Genomic DNA, 26,046 nt, shown 5'->3' with positions numbered 1-26,046 from the left:
CCGTAGACGGTGGTGACGTTGCCGGGTGAGATCGAGCGCCAGTGGGTCTCACCCGAGGCGGTGTCCGTCCATCTTTCGATCCTGGCGAACAACCCCTCGACGCGCGGACAGTACCGCCTCACCTCGTAACCGCGCCCGGCCTTCACACGGGACAGCGGCTCGCGCTCGGGGACCAGGTCCTCCGCGCCGGACAGTGTGAAGACGTCCTCGGCGGTGGAGCAGGAGACGTACCGTGGCAGGCCCTTGTCCGTCTTGCGCGTGATCGCCGGCAGGGATAATCGCCAGCCGAATCCGAACGGGCCGTTGCCCGCCCCGGAGTCGTACCGCAGGGTGAGCGACGGCCCGAAGCCCGCTCGCCCGGGGCTGGTGGCCAGGGGCACGGTCAGGGTGCCGGTGCCATTGACCGCGTTGTTCTCGAACTTCTCCCCGATCCCGCGAACCGCCCCGCCCCCCTTGGGCAGTGACACAGTCGGTGGCTGGAACGCGCCCGCACCCGCGCCCACGTCCGGTGTCGTGTCGGGCGCGGCGGTAGCGCTGTCCGCTGGTGATGGGCGTGACGAAGCAACGGCGTCCCACATGGCGATCCCCCCGAACCCCTGAGTGCATATCGCATATGCCTGTACAGCCCGCGACAAAGATGACTGTAGCTTTGCGATAAATACGAACCAATACCCTGTTCGGGTGAACTGTGATGGGGGCCGGGTCGGTGGTCTCGGACGGGGCCGGGTGCCCCGTCCGAGACCACGGATCACACTCAGCTGCGGAACGGTCCGGTCACTTCGTAGGTGATGCCGCCCGAGGAACTGCCGGTGGTCCCCCGCTGCGAGGAGAAGTACAGGCGGTCGCCGCCCGGAGAGAAGGCGGGGCCGGTGATCTCGGAGCTGGACTGCCCCGTGATGCGGAGGAACGGTGCGACCACATCATCGGGGGTGATGATGCAGATCTCCATGTTTCCGCCGTCCTCGGCGACGAAGAGGTCGCCGGAGGAGGAGCCGGTGACGTTGTCCACCCCGGTGAGCGGCGCGCCGCCGCCGGTGACGAGGGAGTCGTCGTAGGCCAGCTCATAGGTGCTGTTGGTGAGATTGAGCTGCCACACGCGGTTGTCGCCCTTGGTGGTGAACCAGACGGTGTCGTTCGCGTAGTGGCAGCCTTCGCCGCCGTTGAACCGCTTGGCGCCGGAGACCTGGTTGCGGGTGACGGTGGGGGAGCCGTCGGGGTCGGGGACGTTCGCCCAGGTGAACGAACCGGAGGTACTCGTACCGGCTTTGAGGACCTGGAGCGTGCCGGACGAGAGATTGCCCCAGGTGGTGGGGAGGAAGCGGTAGAAGCAGCCGTCGCTCTCGTCCTCGGTCAGGTAGATGGCGCGGCGGACCGGGTCGGCCGCGGCGGCCTCGTGCTTGAACCTGCCCATGGCGTCGCGTCGGGTGGCGGCGTTCACGCCCCACGGGTCGGTTTCGTAGACATAGCCGAGGCTGACCTCCTCGCAGGACAGCCAGGTGTTCCAGGGGGTTTTGCCACCCGCGCAGTTCTGCCGGGTGTTGGACAGGACACGGTGGGCGCCGGTGATGGTGCCCGAGGAGTTGAACTTCACGGCCCCGACGCCGCCGCCGGGGTTGATCTCGGAGTTGGAGACGTAGATCCATCCACTGCCGTCGGCGAAGCAGGCCCCGCCGTCAGGAGCGTTGTGCCAGGTGTACGACGAGCCCGCGACCGTCTGTCCGGACCGGGCTATGACGCGGCTGCTGAAGCCGCTGGGCAGCTGAATGCCGTTGGCGTCGGCGGTCCTCAGCGCTCCGTACGGGCCGGGGCCCGGCTGGGCCGGGGCGGCGTAGGCCGCCCCGTGCATGAGGGTGCCACCGAAGGCGGCGGCCGACGTGCCGATGGCTGCTCCGCGCAGAAAATTGCGACGTTTCACACTGACTCCACGGGGTGATGAAATCCCGCCGCCCCGGGGCGGACGGCGGGGTTCGCGGAGGACAGTAGGGGAGGGCGGTCAAGGAGAGCAGTTGACGGCACATCAACACTTGATGAATCACTGCCGTTACTGATCGGTCCTGTCGTTGCCCTGCGTTTCGTTCCGGTGGGCCGACTCCGCCGGGCCGTGCGGCGGCGGGCGGTGGCGCGCGGGCTAAAGGGAAGCCACGACCTGGCCGGCCAGGATCTCAGGAGGGTTGGGGAGCAGCGACGTGAGGTTGTTGTCCCGCACGAAGTCCGCCGCCTTTTCGACCGATTCCTGGGCCCCTGCCTCGTTTTCGAAGACGCTGGTCGAGACCATGACCCCGTCCCCGGCGTCGACCCAGTAGTAGGCCAGGTGGCCAGGGATCTGTCGGATGAGCGGCACAAATCCCTCATTCACCCGACGCCCTGCCTCGGCCGGATCGGTCACCCCGGTGTACCGTCTGACGGCTGCGTACACGGCTGATCTCCTCACGAGTCGGCGGCATCTGCTGCGGAAACGCCGTACCCTCGCGAGGTGTGCTCCGCTCGCGAGTCGTCCGGCAATCACCGGAAGGGGCCGACCGGTGGTCCGAATGGCGGCCCCGCTGATGTGCGGGCTCGGTGGTGTGCCGCAACCGTATATGAAAATGGATCCCGTTTACCAAGATTCTCCTGCTGGGTGCCCGCAACGTGCCCCTCTGCCCTGTCAGAATGGTGGACATGACAGGTGAGAGGGACCTGCGGAGATTGCTGAGCGGTATGCGGCCGGAGCTGAATCCGGGGCGCTATGTGTTCACCACGGTCGAGGGCGACGTTCCCCCGGGGCTGGTGCCGGTGGTGACCGTCACCGAGCCCGAGGGCCTGACCCTGGTCGTCCCGGTGGAGACCGCGGACGCGGCCGGGCTGTCGTACGACTACGTGGCGGGCTGGATCACTCTGCGCGTCCACTCCGCGCTCGACGCGGTCGGCCTCACCGCCGCGGTCGCGCGGGAACTGGCCGAGGCGGGTCTGAGCTGCAACGTCGTCGCCGGGTTCCACCATGACCACCTGTTCGTACCGCATGAGCACGCCGAGCGGGCGCTGGCCCTCCTGGAGGACCTGGCACGGCGCTCGGCCTGAGCCCGGTACCGGGCGGCTGCCGCACCGCGCAGAGCACCAGCTTGTTGCGTACGCGCTCGAGGTATGGGCCCGTGGGCTCGCTGGTCAACTGGCGAAGTCGGCGGTCGCACCGCCGACCGCAGGCTCTTTGGGAGGGGGAGGTTCCTGCGGAAGGCGGTCGGTGCGTCGCCACCGGCGATCGTGAAGCGGTTTTCTCTGAGCGGTCGGCTGATGTGCGACTCAGGTGCCGGTCCGCCGTTGGCGGTCAGTTGGGAACGGAAGTCCTCGTTCAATGCCTCGAACCACTACGGCAGTTCGACCACCGCCCGGCCCTTGTCGTCGAGGCATACGGTGCACGGCCACGTATGGTCGTCGACCGCGGCTTCCAGGGCCGTGGCAGTGCCGTAGGGGACCGTGCGTTGGCGTGTGTGCCGGTGGTGGTCATGACGGGGGTCCTTTTGAGTGGAGTGAGGTGGCGAGGCGTCAGGTGATCAGTTCGGCGGCGGCCAGATAGCCGGCGAGCATGGCGTGGGCGACGTCCCGTATCCGCTCGTCGGCCGGCAGGAAGGTGGGTGAATGGAGCTGTTCGGAGCCGCCGTGGGTGCCCACGAACACCATCAGCGAGGGCAGGTGTTCGCAGAAGAAGGAGAAGTCGTCCGAGCCCGCGGACCGCAAGTCGTCACCGGCGCGCAGGCCGAGACTGCCGAGCAGGGGCCGGGTTGCGGCGGTCAGCGCCTCGTCGTTGTGGAGGACGGGCTCTCCGCGGTCGATGGCCACCTCTGCCGTGCAGCCGTGGGTCTGTGCCACCAACTCCGCGACCTCGGCCAGCCGGGAGTGCAGGAAGTCGCGGTGGCGACCGTCCAGCGCCCGCAGTGTGCCGCGGGCTTCGGCGGTGCCGGGGATGACGTTGGCGGCGGTGCCGGCCGTGAGGGTGCCGATGCTGAGGACGACATGTGCCATGGGGTCGGTGCCGCGGCTGACCAAACTCTGGAGGGCGACAACAACATGGGCCAGGGCGACGACGGGGTCGCGGGTGAGGTGCGGGTAGGCGGCGTGGCCGCCGCGGCCCCGCACACTGAGCGTGAACTCGTCGGCCGAGGCGTTGACGCCGCCGGGGGTACAGGCGACGGTGCCGACCGGCAGCAGGGGTTGGACATGTGCCCCGATCATGGCCCGGCAGTGCTCGCGCTCGAGGATGCCGTCTTCGACGATGCTCTGGGCGCCGGAAGGATAGGTTTCCTCCCTCGGTTGCAGAATCGCCAGCAGCGGGGCGGGGCCACCGCTCCGGTCCACGGCGCGGGCCAGCGCGGTGAGCGCGGCCAGATGTACGTCGTGGCCGCAGGCGTGCATGATCCCCGGGTGCTCGGATGCCCAGGGTGCGCCCGTGGTCTCCCGCACGGCGAGTGCGTCGAGTTCGCCGCGGACCGCGACCGCGGGCCCCGGGCCACCGACCCGCACAACGGCTCCGGTGTCGGCGACCTTGGTGGTGGAGCCGGTGGGAAGTGCTGCGAGCAGGAGATCGCGGGTGGGGGCTTCGGCACCGGACAGGCAGGGGCGTGCGTGAATGCGGTGGCGCAGTGCCACGGCGGCCGGCAGTTCCTCCTCCAGTGCGGCGGACAGCGCGGCGAGGTGGTGGCGTTGACTCATTCCGCGGTCTCCAGCCGGTAGACCCGACGGGCATTGTCGCGGCCGATCATGCGCACCACCTTGAGGGCGTCGTCCACGTCCCATTCCCCGCTGTCGGTCCAGGCGGCGATGGCTCTGGTCATGCCGCGGCGCCACAACAGGGCGCCGAGATGGTGGAGTTCGGGCGGCCCCCATGCGTCCGAGGAGAAGAGGATCTTGGCGAAGGGAGCGAGTTCCAGCGATTCGGCGATGATGGCGTCGGAGCGCACACCGGTGTAGTTGATGCCGAGGCCGACATCGAAGTACACATGCGGGAAGACCTGGGCGAGATAGCCCGCGTTGCGCTGGAAGGGATAGCAGTGCAGCAGCAGCAGGTCGGTGCCGTGCGGTTCCACGTTCTTGATGAACCGGGTGAGCAGCAGCGGGTCGCACCGATGGAGTTCGACATCCGGGTCGCCGTACCCGGCGTGCAGTTGGATCGGCAGCCCCCGGTCGACACCGCACCACAGGGCGAAGCGCAGCAGAACCGGGTCGTCGACGCGGATGGTGCCGGTGTCTTCGCACGCCCTGAGCCAGGTGTCCGCCGCGGCGGACACCTCGCGGTCATGGGGGCGTCCGGGGTCGAAGTCGAAGCCGTGACGGTAGGCGATGATGCTCTTGAGGCCGACCGCGGTGGCTGTGCGGGCGGCCAGGGTCTCGCGGAACCGGTCGGGAAGGGCGGTGGCGGTGACACCGGAGCGCACCAGGTCTTCCAGTACGGTCTCCAGACGCACCACTTCGTCGACGCGGCGGCTGGAGGCGGCGGCCATGCCCTGGAGGTCGAGGATGTCTTCGCCCTTGTAGCCGGTCTCCAGCAGATAGTGGCCGATGCCGGAGGCTTCGAGCAGTCTGCGGGTGACCTCCTCGGTGCCGAGTTCGCGGCGGCGGGCGAGGTATGTCTCGGGATCGGCGTGGGGTGCGAGGCCGAGGGCGGGGGCGCACCAGCGGCGGATGGCGAAGCCGATCTGTGAGTCGAACTGGGTCATCCATGGCGGGATCGGGCGGTCGGACTCGGTGAGCATCTGTTCCAGCGCGGCACGGTCGGCCTCATGACGCAGGGCGCCGTGCACATGATGATCCACGAGAGGGAGCCGCTCGATCTCGGCGGCGAGCCGGTCAGTAGACATTCCGCACCCTCCGGATGCGCTCCGCGTCGTCCAGGCCGTCGAGCTGGGCGAGTTCGGATCGTTTGACGGACAGGTGGGTGGCCAGGAGCCGCGGGTCGAACCAGGACCGGACGGTGTGGTCCTTCTCCAGGGCGTCCAGGGCCTCGTCGAGGCTCCCGGGCAGGGGCGGGGCTTGGGCCAGTACGGACTCGTCGGTCTCCTCCGGCCACACAGTGGGCTCGTCGTAGTTCCGGGTGAGGCCCGCCAGACCGGCGCGGATCAGAACGGCCAGGGCGAGCCAGGGGTTGGCCGTGGCGTCGGCGGCGCGGTATTCCAGGTTGAACTGGGCGGCGGGGTCCGAGCCGCCCAGTGCGGTGGTGGGACAGATACGCAGCAGGGCTTCGCGGTTGCGCTCGGCCAGGAACGCCCCGCCGCTGCTCCAGCGGTGCGGTGTCAGGCGCAGGAAGGACACCGGACTCGGCGCGGTCAGGCTGGTGAGCGCGGCGGTGTGGGCGAGGATGCCTTCGCTGAACCGGGCACCGGTGGCGGAGAGCCGCCCGGGGCGCTGCGGGTCGTACAGAGCGGGGCGTCCGTCCGCGTCGCGCAGACTCAGGTGGATGTGCACACCGTTGCCGACTCCGGTGGTGGCGAGGAGCGGGGAGAAGGTGACGGGCAGACCACGGCGCCGCGCCAGGTCACGGACGAGTTCCTTGAGGAGCACGGCACGGTCGGCCGCGGCCAGGGCCTCGGCGGGACGCAGGGTGACCTCGAACTGGCCGTCGCCGTACTCGGGAATCCACGTCTCCGGCTCAAGACCGGCGTGTTCCAGCAGCCGTACCAGATCCGTGCCGAAGGGTTCCGCGTCCCGGAAGCGCCGCAGCGAGAACGGGGCGCTCTCGGGCAGCCCGTCGAGGACAAATTCGTGCTCGAAGGCCGCGACAACCTCCAGCCCGGTCTGTTCGCGCAACTCCGTCAGGGTGTCGCGCAGGAAGGTACGCGGGCAGCAGGCCCAGGGCTGCCCGTCCGGCAGCGTCTGATCGGCGAGGTAGAGCAGCATTCCGGGCGCGGTGCCGTCGGCGGGAATGCCGACCACGGTGGCGGCGTCGGGGACGAGCCGGAGGTCGCCCCGGGAACCGAAGACGTTGTCGGGGGCGATCGGCCCGAACGAGGAGATCGCGAGGTTCGCGGGGACCCAGCCGGTGCCGCTGCGCAGTACCGACTCGTGTGCGGCGGATGGCACTGACCGGCCCCGTACCAGGCCGGCCAGGTCGCAGGTGGCGACGAAGACGGTGGTGGAGCTGTCGGCGAGGAGTGTCATGAAACCACCTTGGTGTTGTCAGCGGTCGGCTCGGGGCCCTGTTCAAGCCCGACGCCGGTGTCCCCGTTCAGCTCACTGGTGAGGCGGGCGCCGATGCGCCGTGCGAGCGAGGGAGCCAGCAGGATGATGGCGACGCCGGTCAGGCACCAGGCCGCGGCGATCCAGGGAAAGTAGGTGTAGGGCGCGCTGAGCCCTACGGCCTGCTTGAAGAAGACGAAGCAGAGGTAGCCCAAACCGATGAGCGGGATGGGGAGTTCGCGTCGGGGGATGCTGCCTCGGCCGGAGAGCGTGAAGACGATCACGCCGGCTCCGGCGAGTGCGTAGACCACCAGGACGCACAGCACGCCGATGGTCGCGTACCAGTAGTAGGTGTCGAAGGCGGAGGTGCCCAGGCCGTACATCACCACGGTGAAGGCGATTCCCACGCCACCGCACAGCCACAGGGCCCTGGTGGGGGCGCCGGTGGCGGGATCGGTCCGGGCGAGCGCCGGCGGACCGAAGCCGTCGCGGGCCAGGGCGAAGACCATGCGGGATGCCGCGGCGGAGGAGGACAGCGCGGCGGCGAAGGCGGAGGCCACCGCGGTAAAGGCGACGATGAGCGAGAACCAGGTGCCCAGGTAGCTGTCGGAGAGCGTCACCAGCGCTGATTCCGCACCGGCGAACGCGCTCACACCCTTGTCGTCGGTGCCGAAGCCGATGGTCTGGACGAACATCATCAGGATGTACAGAACACCGGTGAGCAACACACTGCCCGCCAGGGCGCGCGGGATGTTGCGCCGGGGGTCATCGGTCTCCTCGCCCAGGGACGCGCAGGCCTCGAACCCGGCCCAGGACAGGAAGGCGAAGACCGTCGCGGTCATCACGGCGCCGTAGGTGGCGGCGCCGGGTGTGAACACCGACAGGTCGAACGACTGGTGGCGAGGGGCCGACCCGGTGCTGGTGCGCCCGATCACGACAGCCGCGAGCAGCAGCATCGCCACGATGCCGATGCCTTCGACGATCAGCAGGGTACGGGCGGTGATCCGGGTGTCACGCGAGTTGAGCGCGGTGACACCCAGGCCGGCGGCGATCGCCACGGCGACCCAGGGGCCCGTGGACGTCATACCGAGGGCGTGCAGGAACGCGTGGGCGAAGACACCCGTCGCGGCGAGGGTGCAGACGAGGAAGGCCAGGTAGGTGCCCAGCAGGGCGAAGCCACCGAAGAAGCCGGCGCGGGGCCCGATGGTCGCCCCGGCCAGGGCGTAGACGGATCCGGCGTGGTGGAAGTGCTGGGTCAGCCGCCAGAAGCCGTAGCCGACGACGGCGACACCGAGGAGACCGAGCAGGAAGACGAGGGGCACCGCCTTGCCCACGGTGGCCGCGACCCCGGCACCGTTGAGACCCATGGCCAGGGTGGGACCCATGAGGCCGACGGAGAGAGCCAGCGCCTCCCAGAGGCGCAGTTTGCGTGGCGTATGAGGATGATCGGGCACGACGTACTCCCGAGCGGAAGGGGGCCGCGTGACCGCGGCCCGGGAACACCCTCATGAAATATTCATTACATGCCGCAAGTCAACGGTGATGCTGAAACAAATTTTTCATGAGTCCTGGGTCCCGCCTCTCAGGGTGTCCTCCGCCGCCCGCATCCGCTCCTCGGCCGCCGGGCCCAGGCGTGCGTGCACGGCGGCGACCAGGGTTTCCGCCAGTGCCACGGGGGCCACGATGCTGTCGAACGGACTGGGCGCCTCGACCCGCGCGGGGAGCACCACATCGGCGAACTCGGCCGCGGGTGACAGCCACGGATCCGTGAACAGCACGATCTTCGCCCCTCGCTCATGGGCGTGCCGGGCCAGCTCCACGGTGTCGTCCTGATAGCGGCGGAAGTCGAAGACCACACACACGTCCCGGCGACCCACATCGACACGGAACCCCGCGTCCCGCCCCGGGGTGGGGGTGTGCACGATCGTTCCCGGACGCAGCACCCGAAGGTGCAGATCGAGGTATTCGGCGAGGAGTTGGGAGAAACGGCCGCCGAAGCATGCGATCCGTTTGGCCGGGTCGCAGATCAGCTCCACCGCGCGATCGAATTCCTGCTCGGGAAGGGTGGCGAAGGTCTGCCCCAGCGTGGCGGTGCCCACCTGCCGTGCCGCCTCCACCAGCTCGGAGGTCGGTGAATCGGCGCCGATCACCGGTGCCAATGTCAGCGGCGACGCCTGGCGCGCCTGCACCTCCTCGCGCAGCGACTGCTGGAACTGCCGGTATCCGTCGAACCCGAGCCGTGCGACAAAGCGCACGACGGTGGGCGCACTGACCCCGGCCTGGGAGGCGAGCCCCGACGCGGAGTTCAGCCCGGCGGCCGGGTAGTTGGCGGTCAGCTCTCGGGCGATCTTCATCTCGGCCCGGGAGAGGCCGCCCTGTACGCGGCGTAGCCGCGCGGCCACGGTGACTCCCAGGCCGGAGGGCTCCTCCGCACCGCTCACCGGCTCCGTGTCCCCGGGGCGGTTTGCATGATCGCTTCGGTCTCCGTCGGCCATGGGCTTCCCCTCTCCACGCTGTGTGACGCGACGATCGTTACACACGCGCGGGGGCTGAGGAGGTACCTGAGACCTCGGGGGAAGTGCCCCGACGTCCGCCTGCCGGACGAGCGCGTAACCGTGGCGCGAAGAGCCGACGTGCCGCCAACCGCCCATCGGCGGCACGCTGTTACCTCGCCATCATGTGGTCACCAAGACACCATCACATGGGGCCGCGATCCTGACGGCATGAAGGATTCGAATGATCTTGCCAGAGCGTACGAGGCGGGTCCGGCGGCATCCTCGCGCAGGCGACGCACGGTCCGTCTCACCCATGCGTCGGCGGCCGGGGTCCTCGCCACATCACTTCTGGTGATCCCGCAGTTCGCGTGGTCGAGCCCGAGCGACAAGCCGAACGCGGACCCGGCGCCGACGATCCATTGGTCGGCCTGTCCGAAGGCCGAGCCGCCCATGCCCGACCCGAGCCGGCGAGCGCAGTGCGGCACGGTGCGGGTGCCGGTCGACTGGGCACGTCCGGACGGACCGACGATGAAGATCGCGGTCGCCCGCCAGAAGGCCACCGACCCCAGCAAGCGGATCGGGGCGCTGCTGTCCAATCCGGGCGGGCCCGGAAGCACGGGTCTGGACGACGCCTATTACGCCGACAACCCGGTCGAGGGCTATCGCAAGAACATCAGAGAACGGTTCGACATCATCGGCTTCGACCCGCGCGGTATCGGCCGCAGCGGAGCGCTGCGGTGCGATGACCGGCTCGCCGAGAGGATTCCCACCCGTCCGAAGAACGCCTCCGAGTTCCAGCGCATGCGCGTCCTGAACAAACGGCTCGCGGACAGCTGCCGCGAGCGCAGCGGCCCGATCGTCGGCCACATGGACAGCGAAAGCGTTGCCCGCGACATGGACGCGATCCGTGCGGCCCTCGGCGAGCGGAAGATCAGCTTCCTTGGCCACTCCTACGGCACACGCATCGGCGAGCGCTACGCACGTCTCTTCCCGCGGAACCTCAGGGCGCTGGCCCTCGACAGCGCCATGGACCCCTCCCGGCCGGGAGCCGAGCGTTTCCTCATGGACGGCACCGCCGCCGTCGACAACGCGGTGCGGCAACTGGGGAAGTGGTGCGACAAGGAAGCCTCGTGTGCCCTGAAGGGAAAGGACGTGGAGGCCGTTGTCCGCGGGCTCTTCGCCCGTGCGGACGCGGGCACGCTGTTCGAGCCCGGGCCGCACGGCCCCACGCGGAAGAAGGTCACCGCCCACCAGCTGTCCGGCTTCCTCACCGACTACCTGAGCAAGTGGAATCCACAGACCACCGCTGAGCAACTTGCCGCACTGCACAGCGGCAAGGGGAAGGTGTACTGGATCGACCCATCCGCCCCGGAGCTCGCCTGGCGCTCGGTGATCTGCCGCGACGACGACCTCCGGCTGCGCGACTACGCCCACTATCGCGCCCTGCTCCACCGAGCCGCCGCCGAGCACCCCAACACCCGCTACAACGCCCAGGCCCTGGACATGATCCTCGGCTGCCAGGGGTGGCCGGTGGAAACCAAGCCGCAGCCGACCCAGCACAAGGGCGCCCTCCCGCCGGTCCTGGTGGTGAACGCCACACACGATCTCGCGACGCCACTGGCGGGCGCACAGCGCATGGCACGGGAGTTCCCGAAGGGAAGGCTCGCCGTCCTTGATTCGGTGGGCCACTGGCTCTACCGCAAGTGCGAGTCGCCCCTCCCGGCACGGGCGATCGACACCTATCTGCGGACGCTGAAGACCCCGCCCCCCGGCACGGTCTACCACCCCTGAGAAGGGTGCGCCGCGCATACGGCGCCGGGCACTTCTGGTTGCCGACCTCCCCTCGGCCGATGCCACCGGCCGAGGGGGTGCGGTACGCGCACATCAGCGCGAACCCGGACTCTCAATGGGCGTTCGCCCGCACCACTGCGGAGGTTCTGAGGACCTTCCCGGACGCGTCCAGTGCCTTCACCTGGAAGTAGGGGCCCCTGCCGCGGGTCGTGACCGCCGTCTCGAATCCAGCACGGGGAGCGTGCCTGACCACCACGGAGAGGGAGCGGGGGTCCGGTCCGGCGAGCACCTGCCAGGCGCGTGTCCGCGTCGAGCCGTTCCACGACGCGTAGACCACACGGTGGCCGTCCCGCGTCCGTACGGCCGCCTTCGGCGGGTAGTACGGGGTGCCCACCCACGCCTGGCGAAAGGCCCGGTAGGAGATGTCGGAGCCCGGCATCCTGGCGTCGTAAAGCAGGTTCCGCGAGGGGGTGCTCCCGGTGTTCCCGGCCTCGGCGTACTCCGAGTAGTAGGACTCCTGGCCCCATCCGATGAACTGGTTGCCGCCTGAGAGCGCCTGGGTGTTGCCCTGCGACGCCGCGAACAGCGCCGGGTCGTGGTAATACGTCCGCTCCACGGTCGCCCGGTGGGTGTGGAAGTCGAGGTTCAGGATCAGTCCGTGCGACTGCTGCTCGGGCGTGCCGTCGGGCTGGTTGCAGCAGCCGTCGTCGAACATGCTGATCCGGTGTCCGGGGCGGAACCGGGCGTGGTGCTGCCAGTAGAAACGGGCGTTGGGGCCGAAGGTGAAGTCGCTCTCCTTCCCGCCGAGTTGCCAGCGGATCGCTCCGGTCTTCCGGGAGACGCCGTAGATCGCCCACATGTTCCGGGCGGAGATCAGCACGAGAAGACGAGTCTGCCGGTGGCCAGGTCGACCTCCTGGACCGCACCGTCCAGGATGGCTCCGTCCTCCGGACCGCCGTAGGGGCGCAGGTCCATGGGCACGGTTCTGGGCGCGAGGGGATCCGCCGACGTACTGCCGTTGGCCGTACTCCTGGCGGCAGGTGTTGTCCCGCCGCTGAAAGGCGCCCCCCGGATGCCACGAGCCCGGTGGGCCCGCCCGTCCAGGCCGGTCACTACGATGTGCCGTCCGTTGGCCACGATCCTGCCGTCGTGCATGGCCATCAGCGTGTTCGCGAAGCGGGCGGCGGCGGGATGGAGTTCCAGCACTTCGACGGCGTGTCCGAGCCCGGATCTCATCAGGTGTCGAGCGACAGTTCCAACACTTCCTCCGGAGGCTGGAAACCGGAGCGCCGGTAGAGGGGACTGCTGTGCTCCGAGGGCCAGACGATCAGAGTGTCGTAGTCGGCGCCGCGCGAGTGCTGTGTGAGTGCTTCGAGGAGGGCCGCACCAACACCCTTGTTCCGTCGGGATGGTGTGACGTAGAAGTTCGTCACATAGCCGATCGGGTTGTTGTCGCCGTACGGCTCCGGCATCCGCTCCACCAGGCTGAGGAAGACATGGCCACAGATCTCGTTTCCGGTCTCCGCGACCCAGGCCAGCCAGTGGCCTTCGCCGAGCCGGTCGCGGATCCAGCGCTCGGTCTCTTCCAGGGGCCGGTCCGCAACCGGTGGTTGTCCTTCGTGGTCCTCTTGCTTGAACGTCCAGCGCAGTTCGGCCAAACGCGGTGCGTCGGAGGGCAGGGCCGGGCGAACGGTGAAGTCTGCGGTCATGGGGTGAGTTTCACGTCTGAGCCGCGGTGAGTGAATTGTTTTTCGACGGGCCCGCGCCCATGCGTCGATGGCGGCGACGAGGACGGTGGCCGGACGCCCTGACCGGTGGGCGTCCGGCCCACGGGTCACGACTGCGCCGGACTCCAGTCCGGGCGACGGCCGAGGTAACGCAGCAGTGCCGCCACGTCGTCGCCCTCCTCGGCAGGGAGCTCCGGACCGAAGGCGAAGCCACGCAGTGGCTCGACGAGTTGCCGTGCCGCGGCGAGCAGCGGGCGGGCGAGGTCGGCGGTGAGCGGCGACGGCTGTCCGGCGGCCACGGCGATGTCCCAGGCGTGCACCGCCGCGTCCAACGCACAGGCGGCAGCGCCCAGTTCGGCCGACATCTTCTGCGGCGGAATCGGGACGGGCACCTCGGCGGTGTTGCGTTGCACCCCCGCCCACGCCTTCGCGGCGCTGGAAAGCGCCGGCTCCAGCACATCCTCCGGCGCTCCCTCGAAGGCCGTAGCGGGCTCGAAGGGGTTGTACGCGGGACCCGGTTCACCGGTCAGAAACGCCGCGTACGCCTGCTGGTCTCCGGCCGCGTGCAGCAGCACCTGCGCGATGTTCCAACCGTCGCACGGAGTCGGCTTCGCCCAGTCGGCGATGGGAATCTCTCGTACCGCACTGCGCAGCGCCCGGTGCGCCGCCTCCAGTACCGGCCAGTCCGTGTGTGCCGCCTCAGCCCCGTTGGTCATGCTGCCCTCCTGATCTGCGGAGAAGCGCGTTGTGCTCTTCTCCCGCGTCAACCTGGCACACGTTCTGGCACGTTGTCCGACGTTTACGCGATCCTGTTCGATCCCGGGTCCGGCTCGTCCAGGGCTCCAGGGCTCCAGGGCGTCCCCTCAGTGGCGGCGTCGGTCACTCATACTTCGATTTCGGACAGCCGCAGAATCAGGTGGTCGGCGAAGGAGCTCACCACCGCCGGAAGCCGGCGGCCCACCATGGCCTGGATCTGAAGGGTACGCAGGTGCATTTCCGGGTTGAGGAGGGCGATGGCCTTCAGCCCCTCCACGCTCAGGAGTTCATGCACGCTGATGTGACCGATCAATGACACGGCGTTCGTCTCTTTGACGAACGTCGCCAGCGCGGTGGAGCTGGAACTGACCAGCACGGGTTCGAAGGAAATGCCCTCGATCGAGCAGCACAGGTCGAAGAGACGTCTGTTCGTCGTGCCTTCCTCGGTGAGGGCGACCGGATAGGGCAGCAGGTCGTGCAGGCGGATTTTGTCGTGCTGGGCGAGCGGGTGATCGGACCTGACCATGGCCTGGATCGGGGCGCGCTGGGCGTGTACGACGCGGACATCGGGAGTGGGCGCCAGGCTGAAGGTGACGGCCAGGTCGGCCGAGCCGTCCTGGACCATCCGGGTGGCCTGCGAGGGGGACACCACGGGCAGTTGGAAAGTGGTCCCCGGATGGTCCTCGCGAAAGGACGCCATGGCATGCGGAAGGAATTCCTGTGCGGCACCCTGTGAACTGGCCACGCGGACGGTGGACCCCATGCGGCCGCGACCGCGGATCTCCGTGAGGACCTGATCGGTTTCCAGTGCGGCCCTGCGCGCATAGGCGGCCAGGAGCGTGCCGGCCTCGCTCGGCACCATTCCGCGTGGTCGGCGCTCGAAGAGCGCCACCCCGATTTCCTGCTCGAGTTTGCCGATCTGCCGGCTGATGGCCGAGCCCGCGACCATCAGCCGCCTCGATGCCTCATTGACCGAACCGGTGCGGACCACTTCCAGAAAGTATTCAAGAGCCGGACTGTTCAGCATGCCCTCAGCCTAGGGTGTGCGTTGCCGTTTGGGCAATGAGGCGTTCGACAAGTTGCGATTGTGCGAACGTCTCGACGGCTCTAGCGTCATCGCCCAACGAGTTCACGGATTCATCCGCCGCTCCGGACTCGTTCATCGGCGGTTCCACCCTGCGCGACAGTTCCCCTGCTCGACCCGAGGGAGTGACACTCATGAAAACCGCTGGAGAGACACGGATGGACACGAAGGACCCTGTCAGCAGACGTCGTACGCGCCGTGCCGTCCTCGCGGCCACGGCAGGAAACACCCTTGAGTGGTACGACCTCACCACCTACGGATTCTTCGCGGTCCCGATCTCCAAGGCGTTCTTCCCGTCCGGCGATCCGACGGTCTCCCTCATGCTCGCGTTCGGCACCTTCGGGGTGTCGTACCTGGTCAGGCCCCTGGGCGCGCTGGTGCTGGGAACGTACGCGGATCGCACCGGACGCAAGGCCGCGCTGCTGCTGACCATACGGCTCATGCTGATCGGCACCCTGCTGATCGCTCTGATGCCCACCTACGCGTCCATCGGCATCGCCGCACCGGTTCTGATTCTGCTGGCCCGGCTGATACAGGGATTCTCCGCGGGCGGAGAGTTCGGCAGTGCCACCGCGTTCCTGGCCGAGCAGACACCCGACCGGCGCGGCTTCATGGCGAGCTGGCAGTTCGCCTCGCAAGGTTTCGCGACGCTGCTGGCCGCGACCTTCGGCACCGTGCTGACCATGAATCTGTCCGGAGACCAGCTGAATTCCTGGGGCTGGCGCCTTCCGTTCCTGTTCGGACTGCTGATCGGCCCCGTCGGATACCTGATTCGCCGGAACCTGCCGGAGACCCCCGAATTTGTCGAGGCGTCCGACACGGGCGATGTCACCACGACCCCGGTCCGGCGCGTACTGCGGGACCAGAAGCTGCCGGTGCTCCTCATGATCGGCGCACTGGTGATGTCCACCGCGGTGACCTACGTGATCGTCTATATGCCGACCTACGCGGAGAACGTCCTCGGCCTGCCGTCCTCCGCGGGCTTCATCGGGGCGGTGGCATCCGGTGTGGCACTGACCACCGTGACCCCGCTGGCCGGCCATCTGTCCGACCGGTTCGGCCGCGTCCGCGTCATGCTGATCGCCGCGGCCGCGATGATGCTCAGCGTCTACCCGCTGTTCCTGCTGCTCACCGGCAGTCCGTCGCTGCTGGTCATGGGCGTGGTGATGTTCCTGATCGGTCTGCTGAAGGCCTGCTACTTCGGTGCCCTGCCCGCCCTGATGTCCGAAGCCTTCCCGACCGCGACCCGCAGCACCGGGCTGTCCCTGAGCTACAACATCGGCGTGATGTCCTTCGGCGGCTTCGCTCCCGTGATCATCACCTGGATGATCAGCACCACCGGCAACCGCCTTTCACCCGGCTTCTACATCCTGGCGACCGGCGCGCTGAGCATCTCCGCCCTGCTGGCCGGCCGCCGCCTCCTCGCCCTGCGCTGACGCACCCCCCCACACAGACACCGACCACAGAACGAGGTCATACGATGACGGACGCCGCCACCCTGCGCGCCCAGTTCCCCGGCACACCCCACGCACTCGTGCATGAGCGCCAGGACGAACTCCTCGCCGGACTGATGGAGTACCTCAGCCAACCCAGTGTGAGCGCGACCGGGGAAGGCTTTCCGGACGCGACCGACCGCGCGCTCGAGGAGGTCAAGCGGGCCGGTCTGACCCCGTCGGTACTCGACGGCGGGGGCCGTCCGCTGGTGGTCGGCCACCGGGCCGGACCCGAAGGGGCACCGCATGTCCTGATCTACGGCCACTACGACGTACAGCCCACCGGACCACGGGAGTTGTGGGACTCGGACCCCTTCGTGCCCGTGCTGCGCGACGGGCGGATCTGGGGGCGCGGCACCGGCGACAACAAGGGCCAGCACTACGCGCACCTTCAGGCGCTGCGCCTGTTCGACACCTATGCCGGCGGACTTCCCTGTACGGTCACGGTCCTCCTGGACGGTGAGGAGGAGATCGGCAGCCCCACGCTGGCGGACACCCTGAGCGCACACCGTGAGCGCTTCGACTGCGATCTTGTCGTCTGGAGCGACCGTTCGGTGCACGAGTCCGGAGAATGGTGCGTCTCGCACGGTGTCCGTGGCATGCTGCGGCTCCGACTGCGCGCCACCGGCCCCAGCCGTCCTCTGCACTCCGGCAACTTCGGCAATGTTGCGCCCAACCCGGCATGGCGGCTGGTCCAGGCGCTGGCCAGTCTGAAGGACCCCAGCGGCCGGGTCCTGGTGGAGGGCTTCGACGACGGCCGTGAACCGCTGTCCGACGCTGACCGCGCCGCCTTCGCCGCACTCCCGCTCGACCTGCCCGAGGTGCTCGGCGACATCGGGCTGACCGAGATGGACCCCGCCTTCGACGGACTGTCCTTCTATGAGCGCCTGGCCGACCGCCCCACCTTGACGATCAACGGGATCACCTCGGGCGATACGTGCCGGACCATCATCCCGGACACCGCGGAGGCGGGAATCGACATCCGGCTCACGGCCGGACACGACCCGCAGGCCGTATTCGAACGGGTGGCCGCACACCTGCGGACCCACGCACCCGATGTGACGCTCACCAAGCTCGGTGGCGTACCGGCGTCACGGACCCCGATCGACAACCCGCACACACCCAAAGTGGCACGGGCCATCTCCCGGGTCACCGGGCGCGATCCGCTGCTGATCCCCGCGTACGGCGGCACCCTTCCCGACTGGATCTTCACCGGGATCCTCGGTGTGCCCAGCATCGGCCTCCCGCTGGCCAACCACGACCAGGCCAACCACGCGCCCAACGAGAACCTGCGCGTCGACTACTTCCTCGACGCCACCGCCATCTGCATGGAACTGCTCCTCGAACTGGGCTCCTGACCCTCCGGCCCCGGTGACCCACGGGAAGAAAGGCGCAACACCACGATGCGCAACGCACCACACCACCGGCCCTGGCTCGTCCACGGCGGTGTACTCGCCGGACTGAAGGTCCTGGACCTGTCCCGCATCCTCTCCGGTCCGTTCTGCACCATGATCCTTTCCGATCTGGGCGCGGATGTGATCAAGGTCGAGGACACCGTCTCCGGCGATGACACCCGCGTCTGGGGCCCGCCCTTCCAGGGCGAGGACGCGGCGTACTTCCACAGCGTCAACCGCAACAAGCGGGGCATCGCGGTCGACCTCAAGGACCCCGACTGTCTGCGCCTGATACAACAGCTGGCGGCCACCGCCGACGTGGTCGTGGAGAACTTCCGGCCCGGCACCGCGACCCGCCTCGGGCTGGGGTACCAGGACGTCCGCGAGACCAACTCCGGCGTTGTGTACGCCTCGATCAGCGGCTACGGGCAGACCGGCCCGTACCGGGGCGAGCCGGGCTACGACGCGATCGCACAGGCCGTCAGCGGCGTGATGAGCGTGACCGGTGAACCCACCGGACCACCGGTGCGCTTCGGGGTGTCGCCCGCCGACCTCGCCGCCGGGATGTGGGCCGCCATCGGCATCCTCGCCGCTCTCCGCAACCGCGAGCACACCGGCACAGGGGAATGGGTCGATGTCTCGCTGCTGGACGGGCAGGTGGCCTGGCTCAGCTATGTCGCCAGTGGCTACTTCGCCTCGGGCGAGATCCCGCGGCGCCACGGTTCGGCCCACCCGGCGATCGTGCCCTACCAGGCGTTCCCCACCGCCGACGGACACCTCATGGTCGCCGCCGGCAACGACGGGCTGTGGCGGCGTTTCGCCACCGCGATCGGTCTCGCCGGACTCGTCGACGACCCGCGGTTCACCACCAACCCCGACCGGGTCCGCCACCGCGCGGAGCTGCTTCCGCTGATCGAACGCGCACTGCTGGAACGCGGCGCGAAGGAATGGGCCGTGCTCCTCACCGAGGCCGGGGTACCGGTCGGACCGATCAACACCGTCGAGGAGGCCCTGAGACATCCCCAGGTGCTCGCGCGCTCCATGGTCACCTCGATCGACCACCCCAGTGCCGGGCCGCTGCGCACCATCGCCTCGCCCATCAAGCTGTCCGATCACCCGGCGACCGTGCGCACACCGCCTCCCCGACACGGCGAGCACACCGAGCACATCCTGACCGCCCTCGGCGTCGACCCGCGTCAACTGGCCGGTCTCCGTACGCGAGGGGCCGTGAAATGAACTCCTCGCCCGCGTCCGGACTCGCCGTCGCCGCATCCGGGTCCGGGGCGGTCGCCGAGATGCACGTCGGCGACGGGACCCGCCGCAACGCCCTGCCCGGCCGGGCCTGGCAGCGCCTGGCCGCCCAGGTCGAGGAGCTCGGAGCCGCCCCGTCGCTGCGGGTGCTGGTGATCCGGGGAGAAGGCGACACTTTCTGCGCCGGCTCCGACATGAGCGACTGGGCGGACGCCGGCACCGGGTACGTCGAAGAGTCCTTCGCCCACATGGAGCGGGCGTTCACGGCGATCGAGGAGTGCCCTGTCCCGGTGATCGCCGAGATCCGTGGCGCGGCCGCCGGTGCCGGATGCCAGCTTGCCCTTGCCTGCGACCTGAGGCTCATGGCGGACAGCGCCCGGATCGGCATGCCCATCGCCCGGCTCGGCATCCTCGCCAGCCCAGCCTTCGCCGCGCGCATGGTCGCCGTGGCCGGGCCGGCCGCGGCACGGGAACTGCTCTACACCGGGCGGCTCGTCGACGCCCGTACCGCGGTGGCGCTCGGGCTGGCCGACCACATCGTGGCCGAGGCCCAACTCACCGCCCACGTCGGTCGATTGGCCGCGGACATCGCAGAGCACCCGCCGTCGGCGATCCGGGCCGCCAAACTGGCGGTCACCGCCGCGCTGGAACCTCAGCGGAGAGCCACCGCCGTCAACCCACGGCCGGCGGTGGCACGCCCCCACTTCGACCGGGCGATCGCGGCGTTCCTCGGTCGGTCCCCGGCAGCGGTACCGGCTCCGGCAGGTCGTCGGCGGCTGTAGACCCGGGGAGGTACGCACTTGCGCCGGTTGTCACCCCGGGGCTGATGGCATGCGCGGCGGTTCTCCCTACGTTCGCCCGCAGAGTCGTGACACACCGGCGCGATCGGACATCGATCCAAGGACGCTCATGGGACGCATTCTTCGGGCCTGCGTGGCCGTCGTCGTGGCGGTCGCCGGCCTGCTGCCCGCCGTTCCCGCCCGCGGGAACCCCCTCCGCCCCACCGGTACCGGCAAAAGCCGTGGCACCACGATCGGGCCCGGCACTGCCCGAGCCCACGGGGACGTACCCGATCGTGCGGCAAGCCACACGGATCGGCGCGGTCCTCGTCCTCCAGGTGCACGGGCGCACACCTGGTGTGGAAGGGCATCCGCATCAACTCCGACCATGTCGCCATGGTGGGCCACTCGGCCGGTGGTTTCAGCACCGTCCCCGCCATGGCGGCCGATGCCCGGGTCAGAGCGGGTGTCAATCTGGACGGCAACTTCCGGTACCCCAACGACACTCCGCTGGACCGTCCCTTTCTGATTGCGGGCAATCCCGGTCGTGTCCCCGGAGGCGCCGACCCGACCTGGGACGATACCTGCGGCGAACTCACCGGCTGGAGGCGCTGGCTGACCGTCGACGACACCGAGCACCTCCCCTTCACCGATCTGGCGCCGCCGGCCAAGCGACTCGGCGTCAGATACCCGGAAGTGAGGTTCCGCCAGCGGTAGCCGCTCAACTCCTGCTGCCCCGCGGCAGCAACGCCCCGGCCACCACCGAGGTGACGCAGAGCAGCACCCCCACCGCCACCAGTCCCACCCGCATTCCCGGGAGCGAAAACGCTTCGTCCCCGGAGGCGGCGAGCAACGACCCGAAGAAGGCGACAACAAGCGCGCCGCCGGTCTGCCGCAGGGCGTTGAGCAGGCCCGACGCCGTCCCCACCCGCTCACCCGGCACACTGTCCATCAGCAGGGCGGTCAGCGCGGGCACCGCGAGCGCCCCACCGATGCCGGTCGGCGCGAGCAGCAGCAGGACCAGCCACAGCGGTGTGTCCGCGGTGAGCGGCAGCAGGGCGAACATCGCCACGGCCAGGATCACTTGGCCCGTGACGATGACGGGCCGACGACCGACGCGTTCGGCCAGCCGCGGGGAGACCAGGTTCGTGGTGGTGATGAGCGCGGACAGCGGGACGAACATCAGTCCCGTCGTGAGCCCGGACATGCCCCGCAACTCCTGGCAGTAGAGGCCGAGCAGAAAGACCACACCGTAGAAACCGGCGTTCATGGCGAAGCCCACGGCGAGCGACACGGACACCTCACGGCGCCGGAGCATGGCCGATGGCACCATCGGTGCCGGATGGCGTCGCTCCACCCACGGGAAGGCCAGGCCCCCGGCGGCCGCGGCGGCGAACCCGCCCAGAGCCACGGCGCTGGTCCACCCCTCGTGTCCGCCCTCGATCACACCAAGGGCGAGACCGGCGAGCGCCACCACCGCGGTGATCTGGCCCGGCAGATCCAGCGGCGCGGGCCTGCGCGGTGAGCGCGCCACCCGGGTGAGCAGCAGCAGGATCACCGCCCCCAACGGCAGGTTCAGCAGGAACACCGAACGCCAGCCGGCGGCCTGGGTGAGGGCCCCGCCCAGCACCGGACCGGCGGCCATCGCGACCGAGCCGCCGACCGTCCACAGGGCGATGGCGCGGGCGCGGTGCCGGGCGTCCTGGTACGCCTGCCGGATCAGGGCGAGCGAGGCGGGCATGACGATGGCCGCCGCACCGCCCTGGAGGACCCGGGCCGCCACCAGGGTGCCGATGTCCGGGGCGAGCGCGCAGCCCAGCGAGGCCAGCGTGAACAGCGACACCCCCCACCCGTACGCGCGCCGCGCCCCGGCCCGGTCGGCGAGGGCGCCCGCGGAGAGCATCAGGGCGGCGAACATCAGGGTGTAGGCGTCCACCACCCACTGGAGGCCGGACATCCCGGCGTGGAGACTGTCGCGGATGGCGGGCAGGGCGAGGTTCACGGCGGACACGTCGACGGTGATGACGGTGAAGCCGAGGAGGGCGGCGATCAGCGCGACCCCGGGGCGGCCGCCGGTGGCGTCGCGCCCGCCACCGGCCGTCACGGCGTCTGCGGCGCCGGGCGGCGAGGGAGGCGTCGGCAACGGGTCCGGTGCGGGGGACGGCACGCGGTCGTGCCCGGCGGTGACGCTCACAGATGACTCCTCCAGCGAGAAGGGTGGGCGCGAAGAGGGCTCCGAACAGGCCCGTCCCGACCGGGAACCGGACCGCCCCGGACAACACTTCGCGCAAACGGCGCGGCGGAACGGACACCGCCCCCACGTCCGCGGTCCGGTGCCGTGCACCCCCTGGGACCGCGGGGACGGGCCGTCCCGCGACATCGCCCACTCTGCCGCCGGGCCCGCTGGCGCGGCAGGCCGCCGTTCGCCGGGGCGCCCCGTTCCAGGCCCTGCCACGGCCCCCCAACAGGGCTGCGCTCCTGAGACAATGAACGGATGAGTGGTGGCAACGGCGGTACGGAACTGGGCAGGTTCCTCAGGGCGCGGCGGGCCCTGGTGAGCCCCGAGCAGGCGGGGCTGCCGCCCGGCGCGGGCATCCGCCGCACGCCCGGCCTCCGCCGCGAGGAACTGGCCACGCTCGCCGGTGTGAGCGTCGACTACTACACACGCCTGGAGCGCGGGCGCGAGACCAACCCCTCCACCGCCGTCATCGACGCCATCAGCCGCGCCCTGCGCCTCTGCGGTGAGACGCACGAGCGGCTGCACGACCTGGCGGAGCTGGCCTCGGGCCGGTCGGCCGAACCCCGGCCCGCCGCCGACGGCACGGTGCGCGAGTCCGTCCACCAGATGCTGGAGCGGCTGCGGCCGATGCCCGCGTACGTCGTCGACGCGTACAACTACTGCCTGGCCGCGAACGCGTCCGGGCGAGGCCTGCTGCCCGGCTTGTGGGACTGGCCCGCCGAACAGCGCAACATCACCCGGTACTTCTTCCTGCACCCCGTCGGCCGCGCCCTCTTCGTCCCCTGGAAGGAGACGGTCGCCAAGTCGGCCGCCCATCTGCGGGCGGTCGGGGGCGCCGACCCCGACGCGCCGCGCCTGGCCCGGCTCGTCGGCGAACTACTGCTGAAATCACCGGAGTTCGCCGAGATCTGGAACCGGTACGAGGTCCGGGAGCGCGGCGGTGGCAAGAAGACCTTCCAGCATCCCAAGGTGGGTGCGATGACGCTGACGTTCGAGGTGATGACCCTCGCCCGGAGCGGCGGTCAGCGCCTGATCGTCTACCAGGCTCCGGCGGACTCCCCCGACGAGGGGGCCATGCTCCGCCTGGACCCGGCCGCCCACCCCGCACCTCGGTGAGCGGCCGTGCCCGGGGGAGTGAGGCCACATCGGCTCACAGCATCAGATGCTTGGGCCGGGTGTAGTCCAGCAGTCCGCCCAGCGACAAATCGCTCCCGTAGCCGGACTGCCCGACACCGCCGTGCGGCAGCTCGGAGACCGTGGTGCCATGGGTGTTGACCCAGACGATCCCCGTGCGCAGGGCCCGGCCCGCGCGCATGGCGCGGTCATGGTCCCGGGTCCACACACTGGCGGCGAGCCCCTGCGGTACCGCGTTGGCCAGGCGCAGCGCCTCCGCCTCGTCGGCGAACGGCTGGACGGTCACCACCGGGCCGAACACCTCGCTCTGGACGATGTCGTCGCTCTGGCGCACCCCCGTCACCACGGTGGCCTCGTGGAAGAAGCCGGGACGGTCCAGGGCGCAGCCGCCCGCCACCACCTCGGCGTGGGGCGGGAGCCGGTCCAGCGCGCCGCGTACCGTGCGCAGATGGTCCGCGCTGTTGAGCGGCCCGAAGTCGGCGTCCGGGTCATCGGGGCCGCCGGGGCGCTGCCGTGAGGCAGCGCGGGCGAAGGCGTCCACGAAGGCATCGTGGACCCGCTCGTGGACCAGGATCCTGGTGGCGGCGGTGCAGTCCTGTCCGGCGTTGTAGAAGGAGAGTGACGACAACTGGCCGACGGCCTCGTCGAGATCGGCGTCCTCGTGTATCAGAACCGGTGCGTTGCCGCCCAGTTCCAGATGGAGCCGCTTGAGGTCGGCGGCAGCGGCGGTGGCGATCTCCCGCCCGGCGCGGGCGCTGCCGGTGAGGGCCACCAGCCGCACTTCGGGGTGCGCGACCAGCGCCCGCCCCGTGTCGCGGTCGCCGCACACCACGTTCAGCACACCTGGCGGCAGATGCTCCGCGGCGAGCCGTGCGAGCGCCACCGTGGACCGGGGAGTGGTGTCGGAGGGTTTGAGCACCACGGTGTTGCCCGCCGCCAGCGCCGGGGCGATCTTCCACACCGCCATCATCAGCGGGTAGTTCCACGGTGTGATCTGCGCGCACACCCCGACGGGTTCACGGCGCAGGACCGAGGTGCGGTCCGGTGTGTACTCGGCCGCCGCGACACCGGGCAGGTTCCGGGCGGCGCCCGCGAAATAGCGCAGGACGTCGATGGTCGGGGGCAGTTCGTCGTGCCGGAAGGCGGCGTACGGTTTGCCGGTGTCGGCGACCTCCGCCTCCACCAGCGTGTCCGCGTGCCGCTCCAGGGCGTCGGCGATCCGCAGCAGCGCGGTCTGCCGCTCCAGCGGTGTGGTGAGCGACCATGTCTCGAAGGCGTCGCGCGCCACCCGGCACGCCGCGTCCACATCCGCCGGGCCGGACAGCGGAGCCGTGCCACCGGCCGCGCCCGTGGCCGGGTTCACCAGCCGCATCGTCGCACCGGACACGGCCGCCGCATCGGCGCCGCCGATGTGGTTGACGACGGAGGAGTCACTGCGGTCAGCCACGGCTGAGCACCTCCCGGGCCGTGGCGCGGCCGGTGCGCACCGCGCCCTCCATATAGCCCGCCACCCACTGGTCGGAGCCGCAGACGTAGAACGGCGGCTCGTGTGTGCCGTGCAGCGGTCCCACGGCCATGACCTCGCCCGGCGGCCACTGGGTGACATATCCCTGGGTCCAGGGGTCGGTGCCCCACAGCCGTAGATGGCAGGCGAGCGGTGAACGGGCGCGGTCGCCGAACATTCCGGCCATCTCCTCCAGCAGTTCGGGGGTGCGCAGCTGAGGCGGTGTGCCCAGCAGCACCCCGTAGCGTTCGGGAGGGACCAGGGCCGACAGCACACCGTTGCTCTGCGGCCAGGTCGAACCGAGCACACCCTCGCACTCCGACAGTCCGTTGAGACCGGCCTCGCGCCAGAACGGCTCGTCGTAGACGGCGGTGAACTTCGCCGCCACCGCTTGGCGCTGGCGGCGCAGCGAGGCGAGCCGGGCCGCGCCGACACCGGTGATCGCGACTGAACGCAGCGGGCCCACCGGCAGCGCGCTGACCACGGCCCCCGCGGTGAGTGTCTCGCCGGTTGCCAGACGTACGGCGCAGCGGCCGGGGGCGACCTCCAGCGCGGCCACCGGTGACCCGAGGCGGATACGTCCGCCCAGTTCGCGCCCCATGACCTCGGCGAGGGTGGCGGACCCGTCGGCCAGCCGGAGCCCTTCCCAGTCCTCGTAGTCGTAGGGGCCACTGCTCGGTACCGCGGCGTTCTTGCGGAGCGCCGCCAGCAGCGAGGTCCGTTCGCAGGACCCGTCGGCCAGGGCGAGCTGGCCGATCTCCCACAGCCGGACGACGGCGGGGGAGGCGTGCCGGGACCGCAGCCAGCCGCCGACCGAGAGCCGGTCCAGGGCGTCGGCCTCCGGGTGCGCCCAGGGGGCTTCCGGGTCGACGTCCGCCGCCAGGGCCACGAACTCCGCGCTGAGCCGCTCATGTTGGGCCAGATCGCCGGGGCCGAACCAGTGCGGCGGATCCCCGGCGGACCGGCCCTCCGGAGTAGCCCGGGTGATCTTGCCGGGCTCGTCGACATAGCTGGGGACCAGCGCCAGGCCCAGCTCCTCGGCGAGCGCCAGATACGCGGTGTGGGCGCGGCCCACCACTTCGCCGCCCAGCTGGACGGTGCGGCCGTCCGGCAGCCGGGTCTGCTCGACCCGGCCGCCGACCCGGTCCCTGGCCTCCAGGAGCAGGACATCGGCGCCACCGGCCGCGAGGTCGCGGGCGGCGCTGAGCCCGGCAAGACCGGCGCCCAGCACGATCACATCGTGGTGCATCTCGTCG

23 protein-coding genes and 1 pseudogene are annotated in these 26,046 nt (G+C 70.1%); 8 read left to right on the top strand and 16 right to left on the bottom strand.

Annotated features, from left to right (window positions below):
* Positions 1–14 precede the first annotated feature (14 nt).
* The 3 genes and pseudogenes from JK363_RS42535 to JK363_RS18485 form a co-directional block, all read right to left on the bottom strand.
* A pseudogene (locus tag JK363_RS42535) lies at positions 15–578 on the bottom strand (SpvB/TcaC N-terminal domain-containing protein); the annotation flags it as partial.
* A gap of 176 nt (positions 579–754) precedes the next feature.
* Complete coding sequence (locus JK363_RS18490) at positions 755–1,915, bottom strand: alkaline phosphatase PhoX (protein WP_201876006.1); 1,161 nt, start codon at positions 1,913–1,915, stop codon at positions 755–757.
* A 213-nt stretch (positions 1,916–2,128) separates the two neighbouring features.
* A complete protein-coding gene (locus JK363_RS18485; RefSeq protein WP_201876005.1) occupies positions 2,129–2,416 on the bottom strand; it encodes a hypothetical protein in 288 nt (95 codons plus the stop codon).
* A gap of 242 nt (positions 2,417–2,658) precedes the next feature.
* Here JK363_RS18485 and JK363_RS18480 point away from each other — a divergent pair, with 242 nt between their 5' ends.
* Positions 2,659–3,057: an ACT domain-containing protein gene (locus JK363_RS18480; protein ID WP_201876004.1), complete on the top strand. Its 399-nt coding sequence runs from the start codon at positions 2,659–2,661 to the stop codon at positions 3,055–3,057.
* Between the two features lie 462 nt (positions 3,058–3,519).
* Here JK363_RS18480 and JK363_RS18475 read toward each other — a convergent pair whose 3' ends face one another.
* From JK363_RS18475 to JK363_RS18455, 5 genes are all read right to left on the bottom strand, one after another.
* Positions 3,520–4,683 (bottom strand): M20 metallopeptidase family protein, encoded by a 1,164-nt coding sequence (locus JK363_RS18475; protein ID WP_201876003.1) that lies wholly within the window; start codon positions 4,681–4,683, stop codon positions 3,520–3,522.
* Complete coding sequence (locus JK363_RS18470; RefSeq protein WP_201876002.1) at positions 4,680–5,828, bottom strand: amidohydrolase family protein; 1,149 nt, start codon at positions 5,826–5,828, stop codon at positions 4,680–4,682. Before JK363_RS18470 ends, JK363_RS18475 begins: the two co-directional genes overlap by 4 nt.
* Positions 5,818–7,125 carry a type I glutamate--ammonia ligase gene (locus tag JK363_RS18465; protein WP_201876001.1) on the bottom strand — a complete coding sequence of 436 codons (1,308 nt, stop codon included), beginning with the start codon at positions 7,123–7,125 and terminating at the stop codon, positions 5,818–5,820. The genes JK363_RS18470 and JK363_RS18465 overlap by 11 nt, the downstream gene beginning before the upstream one ends.
* Complete coding sequence (locus tag JK363_RS18460; RefSeq protein WP_307821772.1) at positions 7,122–8,597, bottom strand: APC family permease; 1,476 nt, start codon at positions 8,595–8,597, stop codon at positions 7,122–7,124. Before JK363_RS18460 ends, JK363_RS18465 begins: the two co-directional genes overlap by 4 nt.
* A 105-nt stretch (positions 8,598–8,702) precedes the next feature.
* Positions 8,703–9,584, bottom strand: a complete 882-nt coding sequence (locus tag JK363_RS18455) for a MurR/RpiR family transcriptional regulator (RefSeq protein WP_307821771.1) — start codon at positions 9,582–9,584, stop codon at positions 8,703–8,705.
* A gap of 282 nt (positions 9,585–9,866) precedes the next feature.
* Here JK363_RS18455 and JK363_RS18450 point away from each other — a divergent pair, with 282 nt between their 5' ends.
* The gene (locus JK363_RS18450) at positions 9,867–11,429 is read left to right on the top strand and encodes an alpha/beta hydrolase (RefSeq protein WP_236075885.1); all 1,563 of its coding nucleotides are present in this window, start codon (positions 9,867–9,869) and stop codon (positions 11,427–11,429) included.
* Positions 11,430–11,541: 112 nt separating this feature from the next.
* Here the strand turns inward: JK363_RS18450 and JK363_RS18445 are convergent, their stop codons facing one another.
* From JK363_RS18445 to JK363_RS18430, 5 genes are all read right to left on the bottom strand, one after another.
* The gene (locus JK363_RS18445; RefSeq protein ID WP_307821770.1) at positions 11,542–12,309 is read right to left on the bottom strand and encodes an arylsulfotransferase family protein; all 768 of its coding nucleotides are present in this window, start codon (positions 12,307–12,309) and stop codon (positions 11,542–11,544) included.
* Positions 12,303–12,665, bottom strand: coding sequence for a hypothetical protein (locus tag JK363_RS42530; RefSeq protein ID WP_236075884.1), 363 nt, complete (start codon positions 12,663–12,665; stop codon positions 12,303–12,305). The genes JK363_RS18445 and JK363_RS42530 overlap by 7 nt, the downstream gene beginning before the upstream one ends.
* Positions 12,665–13,138: a GNAT family N-acetyltransferase gene (locus tag JK363_RS18440; RefSeq protein ID WP_201876000.1), complete on the bottom strand. Its 474-nt coding sequence runs from the start codon at positions 13,136–13,138 to the stop codon at positions 12,665–12,667. Before JK363_RS18440 ends, JK363_RS42530 begins: the two co-directional genes overlap by 1 nt.
* A gap of 125 nt (positions 13,139–13,263) precedes the next feature.
* Positions 13,264–13,872 carry a TIGR03086 family metal-binding protein gene (locus JK363_RS18435; RefSeq protein ID WP_201875999.1) on the bottom strand — a complete coding sequence of 203 codons (609 nt, stop codon included), beginning with the start codon at positions 13,870–13,872 and terminating at the stop codon, positions 13,264–13,266.
* Between the two features lie 167 nt (positions 13,873–14,039).
* Positions 14,040–14,939, bottom strand: a complete 900-nt coding sequence (locus tag JK363_RS18430) for a LysR family transcriptional regulator (protein WP_201875998.1) — start codon at positions 14,937–14,939, stop codon at positions 14,040–14,042.
* A gap of 215 nt (positions 14,940–15,154) precedes the next feature.
* Between JK363_RS18430 and JK363_RS18425 the strand changes: the two genes are divergently transcribed.
* From JK363_RS18425 to JK363_RS18405, 5 genes are all read left to right on the top strand, one after another.
* Positions 15,155–16,432, top strand: coding sequence for an MFS transporter (locus tag JK363_RS18425; protein WP_201875997.1), 1,278 nt, complete (start codon positions 15,155–15,157; stop codon positions 16,430–16,432).
* Between the two features lie 44 nt (positions 16,433–16,476).
* On the top strand, positions 16,477–17,847 hold the full coding sequence (locus JK363_RS18420) for a M20/M25/M40 family metallo-hydrolase (protein WP_201875996.1): 1,371 nt from the start codon (positions 16,477–16,479) through the stop codon (positions 17,845–17,847).
* 45 nt (positions 17,848–17,892) lie between these two features.
* The gene (locus tag JK363_RS18415; protein WP_201875995.1) at positions 17,893–19,119 is read left to right on the top strand and encodes a CaiB/BaiF CoA transferase family protein; all 1,227 of its coding nucleotides are present in this window, start codon (positions 17,893–17,895) and stop codon (positions 19,117–19,119) included.
* Positions 19,116–19,916, top strand: a complete 801-nt coding sequence (locus JK363_RS18410; RefSeq protein WP_201875994.1) for an enoyl-CoA hydratase/isomerase family protein — start codon at positions 19,116–19,118, stop codon at positions 19,914–19,916. The genes JK363_RS18415 and JK363_RS18410 overlap by 4 nt, the downstream gene beginning before the upstream one ends.
* 354 nt (positions 19,917–20,270) lie before the next feature.
* Positions 20,271–20,630: an alpha/beta hydrolase gene (locus JK363_RS18405; protein WP_201875993.1), complete on the top strand. Its 360-nt coding sequence runs from the start codon at positions 20,271–20,273 to the stop codon at positions 20,628–20,630.
* A 4-nt stretch (positions 20,631–20,634) separates the two neighbouring features.
* Here JK363_RS18405 and JK363_RS18400 read toward each other — a convergent pair whose 3' ends face one another.
* The gene (locus tag JK363_RS18400) at positions 20,635–22,107 is read right to left on the bottom strand and encodes an MFS transporter (protein ID WP_307821769.1); all 1,473 of its coding nucleotides are present in this window, start codon (positions 22,105–22,107) and stop codon (positions 20,635–20,637) included.
* 300 nt (positions 22,108–22,407) lie between these two features.
* Here JK363_RS18400 and JK363_RS18395 point away from each other — a divergent pair, with 300 nt between their 5' ends.
* On the top strand, positions 22,408–23,268 hold the full coding sequence (locus JK363_RS18395; RefSeq protein ID WP_201875991.1) for a helix-turn-helix domain-containing protein: 861 nt from the start codon (positions 22,408–22,410) through the stop codon (positions 23,266–23,268).
* Positions 23,269–23,302: 34 nt separating this feature from the next.
* Here the strand turns inward: JK363_RS18395 and JK363_RS18390 are convergent, their stop codons facing one another.
* Complete coding sequence (locus JK363_RS18390; protein ID WP_307821768.1) at positions 23,303–24,733, bottom strand: aminobutyraldehyde dehydrogenase; 1,431 nt, start codon at positions 24,731–24,733, stop codon at positions 23,303–23,305.
* Complete coding sequence (locus JK363_RS18385) at positions 24,726–26,039, bottom strand: flavin monoamine oxidase family protein (protein WP_201875990.1); 1,314 nt, start codon at positions 26,037–26,039, stop codon at positions 24,726–24,728. Before JK363_RS18385 ends, JK363_RS18390 begins: the two co-directional genes overlap by 8 nt.
* Positions 26,040–26,046 lie beyond the last annotated feature (7 nt).

It is taken from the genome of Streptomyces coffeae, assembly GCF_016741875.1.
Classification (GTDB): domain Bacteria; phylum Actinomycetota; class Actinomycetes; order Streptomycetales; family Streptomycetaceae; genus Streptomyces; species Streptomyces coffeae.
This window is presented reverse-complemented; position numbering and strand designations above follow the sequence as displayed.